The organism is Psychrobacter sp. T6-1 (assembly GCF_052258445.1).
Map to the genome: position 1 here is coordinate 1 of NZ_JBQQFC010000165.1, position 5,318 is coordinate 5,318.

At 39.2% G+C, this 5,318-nt stretch carries 6 protein-coding genes; 1 reads left to right on the forward strand and 5 read right to left on the reverse strand.

Going from position 1 to position 5,318, the window contains the following annotated elements:
* Positions 1 to 525, forward strand: a 525-nt coding sequence (locus tag ACTXGO_RS09195; RefSeq protein WP_443574171.1) for a glycosyltransferase, incomplete at its 5' end; no start/stop codon positions are given.
* Here ACTXGO_RS09195 and ACTXGO_RS09200 read toward each other — a convergent pair.
* The 5 genes from ACTXGO_RS09200 to ACTXGO_RS09220 form a co-directional block, all read right to left on the reverse strand.
* A complete protein-coding gene (locus tag ACTXGO_RS09200; protein ID WP_443542209.1) occupies positions 526 to 1,185 on the reverse strand; it encodes a hypothetical protein in 660 nt (219 codons plus the stop codon).
* 206 nt (positions 1,186 to 1,391) lie between these two features.
* Positions 1,392 to 2,399, reverse strand: coding sequence for an NAD-dependent epimerase (locus tag ACTXGO_RS09205; protein WP_443542211.1), 1,008 nt, complete (start codon positions 2,397 to 2,399; stop codon positions 1,392 to 1,394).
* Positions 2,399 to 3,565, reverse strand: a complete 1,167-nt coding sequence (locus tag ACTXGO_RS09210) for a nucleotide sugar dehydrogenase (protein ID WP_443542213.1) — start codon at positions 3,563 to 3,565, stop codon at positions 2,399 to 2,401. Before ACTXGO_RS09210 ends, ACTXGO_RS09205 begins: the two co-directional genes overlap by 1 nt.
* A gap of 62 nt (positions 3,566 to 3,627) precedes the next feature.
* Positions 3,628 to 4,674 (reverse strand): Stealth CR1 domain-containing protein, encoded by a 1,047-nt coding sequence (locus tag ACTXGO_RS09215; RefSeq protein WP_443542215.1) that lies wholly within the window; start codon positions 4,672 to 4,674, stop codon positions 3,628 to 3,630.
* 11 nt (positions 4,675 to 4,685) lie between these two features.
* A partial coding sequence (locus ACTXGO_RS09220; protein ID WP_443574173.1) for a glycosyltransferase occupies positions 4,686 to 5,318 on the reverse strand: 633 nt, incomplete at its 5' end.

Consider the following 5,318-nt stretch of genomic DNA (forward strand, 5'->3'; position numbering starts at 1 on the left):
ATGGCTTCAGACTTTAGGCCAAGCTATTCTTCTTATATTATTCACGTGGGAAGTTTTAAAACACAAAAAGCGCATGAGATGCTTATTAGAAGCTATGCTAAAACTCAAAAAAAATTACCCCTTTTACTACTTGGAGAAGGGGCACTATTTGATTCGATGAAAGAGCTGGTAGTTTCTTTAAATTTGGAAGATAAGGTACACTTTTTAGGGTTTCAAAAAAATCCATACCCTTATATAAAGCATGCACATTTTATGGTGTTGTCTTCAGTGTTTGAAGGGTTTGGGCGTGTAATCGCTGAGTCTTTAGCACTAGATACACCTGTTATCAGTACCGATTGTCCGTCAGGTCCAAGTGAGTTGTTACCACCGAACAATCTTGTACCTGTTGGAGATACTGATGCTTTAGCTCAAAAAATGAATGAAGCTATGGACGATATAAATGTTTTTCGGACTACTTTTGATAAACAGCTGTCACCTACAAATATTGCTCGTCAATACAAAGAGTTTATGAACATTAGTGATTAGTTATTCTTCTACCCACCATTCTGACCAATCTGTTTTATGTAGGGTGCGTAGTATAGAAAATGCGCTTTCGTTAAACTGTAGTTTGTTGAATATTGACAATAAAATAGTCGTTGCAAGCTCGTCCGTTTTGTAAAACGTTTTATAACGTTTGCGCATATTTCTTAAGCTATCATCGGTACCAACGCGAAAGTAGGTCAAACCTGCGTACAAAGGTAAATCACCAGCGTAGAGCATATTAATCTTGTCATCGAGCAGGGGTGTAGGAGCGGCGTTTAGAGGCGTCTGTAAAAATGCTTTGGTCTCATAAGCGCGTAGAGTATTGATCAAAGTAATGACATTCATCAAGATAGTCGCTCTATTGATATCCTCTGAGTGGTCAATAAAGGTATCACAAGCGGAGACAATCCAGCGAATAGATAAATGCTCAAGTAAGTACTCACTTTCAGTATTCCATAAGCGCTCAAATTCGGCGAATGTTTCTTTTATTTTGTATCTACGACGTAGCAATATAATCAAAGTCACCTGATAAAAACATAGCTCTGATTGACCAATCATTTTATATTTTACATTGTTAAGATGACCCTCTAAGTCTTTAATTTTAGGTCTATCACTTAAAATATCGAGATTGCACATTGACTCAGTGATAGTTGTGGCTTTCATCTCCTCGTAACTTTTATGATTAAAGGTTTTGACAACTCTGCCTGCATTTAGACGCTTTTCACTTTTAAAAACTAAAATAAATTTTCGTTGCCACTTAGCTAATGTGCTCATTTTAAAAATTCCGATACTAGTTATATTTTTCGACACCAAGAAGACAAATAATGCTGTTTGTTACTGATCCTCTTAGTAGCTGTTTTTTGCTAAATTTAATAATATTCTTTATACCACGCTACAAACTGATTAATACCGTCCTCAATGCTCGTTTTAGGCACAAAGCCTATGTCTTTTTGCAAGTTGTCGATATCTGCATAAGTGATAGGAACATCCCCTGGCTGCATAGGTAATAAATTCTCTATCGCTTTTTTACCGCATGCTGTTTCAATTGCGGTAATAAAACGGCGTAAGGTGATGGGCCGATTATTGCCGATATTATATATCTTATAAGGTGCAATTGCGGTAGTTATAGATGATTCTTGCGGCGCAGGTGCTTTATGCATTATGCGAATGATACCTTCAACGATATCATCAATATAAGTAAAGTCGCGTTGCATCTCACCGTTATTGAAAACGTCAATTGGCTCACCTGCTAATATCTTTTTGGTAAAAGAAAAATAGGCCATATCGGGTCGACCATAAGGTCCATAAACGGTAAAAAACCGTAGACCTGTCGTTGGTATATTATATAAATGACTATAAGAGTGCGCCATCAATTCGTTAGATTTTTTGGTGGCAGCATACAAGCTAATGGGATAATCAACGCGATCTTCTGTGCTGAACGGTTGCTTGGTATTCATACCATATATTGAGCTGGAGCTGGCATAGAGTAAGTGCTTGACGCGGCTATGTCTACAGCCTTCAAGCACGTTCAAAAACCCGACTAGGTTTGAATCCATATAGGCATGCGGGTTCTCAATAGAGTAGCGAACGCCTGCTTGCGCACCAAGATTAATGACGATATCAAACCCGTATTTAGTGAACAAATCTGCCATTAACTCACGATCTGCTAGATCTAATTTAATAAAGTTAAAACTATTATCGCCTTTAATATTATCCAGAATTTGCAAACGATCATTTTTGAGCGGTACATCGTAGTAATCATTGAGATTATCGATACCTACGATACAGTAGTTTTTATCTAACGAAGACGTCTGTAACAAGGCTTTAATAACATGAAAACCAATAAAACCCGCTGCGCCCGTAACCAAAATTTTCATTAATCGCTCCCAAACAAATCACGGGTAAATACTTTGTGCGCGACATCTTCAATATCAGCAGATAAGCGATTGGCAACGATCACATCACTCATCGCTTTAAAGGTTTCTAATTCTTTGATCACTTTTGAGTTAAAGAACTCATCTGCTTCTAATACAGGTTCATACACGACCACTTCGATACCCTTTGCTTTAATACGTTTCATAATACCTTGAATCGCTGAGGCTCTAAAGTTGTCAGAGCCGCTTTTCATCACAAGACGATGCACGCCAACGATCTTTGGATTCTTAGCCAAAATAGCATCAGCAATGAAGTCTTTGCGCGTTCTATTAGAGTCTACAATAGCCTTGATTAAGTTACTTGGTACTTCATCGTAATTGGCGAGTAGTTGCTTGGTGTCTTTAGGTAAGCAGTAGCCGCCATAGCCAAATGAGGGGTTGTTATAGTGATTACCAATTCTTGGGTCTAAGCCTACGCCCTCAATAATTTGTTTGGTGTCCAGTCCAAACGACTGGGCGTAAGTGTCTAGCTCATTAAAGTAGGCTACGCGCATGGCAAGGTAGGTGTTAGAGAACAGTTTGATCGCTTCCGCTTCAGTAGACTCAGTAAATAGCTGCGGAACGTCCTTTTTTATAGCGCCTTGTAATAGCAGATTTGCAAATTGCTGCGCGCGTTCAGACTGACCACCAACGATGATTCTAGAGGGGTAGAGATTGTCATAGAGCGCTTGGCCTTCTCGCAAAAACTCAGGAGAAAATATAATATTATTGGTCGAATAACGTTCTCTTGCTTCAGTCGTATATCCTACTGGTACCGTTGATTTGATAACGATTAAGGCGGTTTGGTTGACAGCCAGCACCGCTTTTATAACAGTGTCAACGCTTTGAGTATTAAAGTAATTGGTCTTGGAGTCATAGTCAGTAGGAGTGGCAATAATAATAAAGTCCGCGTCTTTATAAGCTGCGACAGTATCAAGGGTTGCGGTAAAATCGATGTTTTTATTAACTAAAAAATCCTCAATCTCTTTATCTTCAATAGGCGATTTTTTGGCGTTGAGTAAGTCGATTTTTTCGGGCACAACGTCAACAGCAACGACAGTATTGTGCTGAGCGAGGAGCATTGCATTGGATAAACCGACATAACCTGTACCTACTACTGCTATTTTCATAAAAAGTCCAAGATTAGGTTTTGTTCGTGGTTTAGTGCTGAGTAACTGATGGATAGTGGCAACTACTGATTGTTTTCTATTAATAGTGACGACGGTAAATGCTTTGAGAATTTGTGTATCATAGCATTGCTGATCCTATTGTAAGAGTCAGAATCGAGCAAATCTAGGCTTTGGATACAGCCAAATTTAATGGACTCATCATTCAGGTTTGCAATAAAGTCATCGACAGTCTTGGCTTTTTTAATATAATTTATCGAGGTCTCAGGCTTAAGTATAGCTTCATGCTTTTGAATTTTGAGATGATTCATTAGTGTTATAGGATTCACTTGCGCGACATCTCTAAACTTGTATTTAATCTGAGTCTGCAAAAACTGCGGATGATCTAGCAAATAGGTTTGTAAGATATTTTTATCTACGATATGAGGATAATGATGAATCTCAAAATACTGAGATAGTCCTAATATTTTTGCACTTAGCATCTGCGCGACCGTATGTTTAGGTTGTAAAGGGGTTCCAAAGAGCTTTTGGCGAGACTGACGCAATTTAAGTTTGGCAAGTAAGGGTGCATTGTTGCGCCAATGACCATAAAGGATAAAGTTATCGTCAGCTATAAAGTCATCCAAAGTCACCGCTTGGTTAAAGAAAAAATCATCATTCATATAAATAAAGTAGTCAGATAAACCCGGAATATTCCAAAGCATCGTTTCGATCGAGCGCGTATTAAAGGTGGGTAAGTACTGCTCGTAGCCTGCAAATAATACGCTATGATCGATAATACGTATTTTATCTTTAGAGCAGATATTCTGCGCGGCAAACTCATCGAGTAAAGCTGGTCTTTGCTGATCGCTGACAATATAAATGTGACGACAAAACGGCACGTATTTTAAAATGGAGGCAATGTTGTAGTAAATTTCATTGTCACTGGCGAAACGTGTGGCAATGATGGCCTCTGAGGCTAGCGTATTGTTTGACTTGTACTTCTCTCTTTTTTGCTTTAAGAGTGGATCGTTACCGTCCACCCAAGCGATGACAATATCCACAGGCAAAGGATGCGAAGCGGTCTGCTCCAAGTCAATATGATTTTTAGCGATAGTACGGGTTATTGTCATTGTGGGTTGTCTTACTGCCAGTGAACTTTTAGCCAAGGACTGGGCTTGACATGACGATACCATTTGCCGCTACCGCCTTCAATAGCATCGGGCGGATTTATTTCCCCATGAAATATAACGATCTTGGCGTTATCAGGGAGTATAGGCGCACGTACGAAGTTCAAAGGAATAGGGGCAATGCATTGGTATTTAAAACTTACGCACCACTCTTTAGGCCAATACTCTAAATGATGATGCTCGCGCAGATAGTTGGATAGATAGGCTTGCTCATGACGAACTTGGGTACGGATAGTATTAAAATTATGCTCAAAGTTACTGAGCAGATTAGGGTATGTGTTCTGTCCAATTTTAAAGCGGTAAACAGAGCTATTACCGATCATCCGCCATGGCTTTTTCCAATCGCGGATAATAACGACGCTATCATCATATTTGGATTCATAAGTAAAAAAGCTATCGATATTATCAACGATAACAATATCAATATCCAAAAACAGCGCAACCCCTTTTAGGTCATACAGCTCAGGTTTGAAAGTGGTCAGTTTTTTCCAGCCACGCTCAGGCCCTGGTGGCAAGTCCATCTCAGGAATTGGGTAGCATTTGATATTTGGATCAATACCAGTACTGTCATCGGTAAGACAAACCAT

What these genes read in the sequence shown, in the direction of transcription:
- ACTXGO_RS09210 (WP_443542213.1), bottom strand. Translation starts at nt 3,565, where the DNA reads ATGAAAATAGCAGTAGTAGGTACAGGTTATGTCGGTTTATCCAATGCA.
- ACTXGO_RS09205 (WP_443542211.1), bottom strand. Translation starts at nt 2,399, where the DNA reads ATGAAAATTTTGGTTACGGGCGCAGCGGGTTTTATTGGTTTTCATGTT.
- ACTXGO_RS09215 (WP_443542215.1), bottom strand. Translation starts at nt 4,674, where the DNA reads ATGACAATAACCCGTACTATCGCTAAAAATCATATTGACTTGGAGCAG.
- ACTXGO_RS09200 (WP_443542209.1), bottom strand. Translation starts at nt 1,185, where the DNA reads ATGAAAGCCACAACTATCACTGAGTCAATGTGCAATCTCGATATTTTA.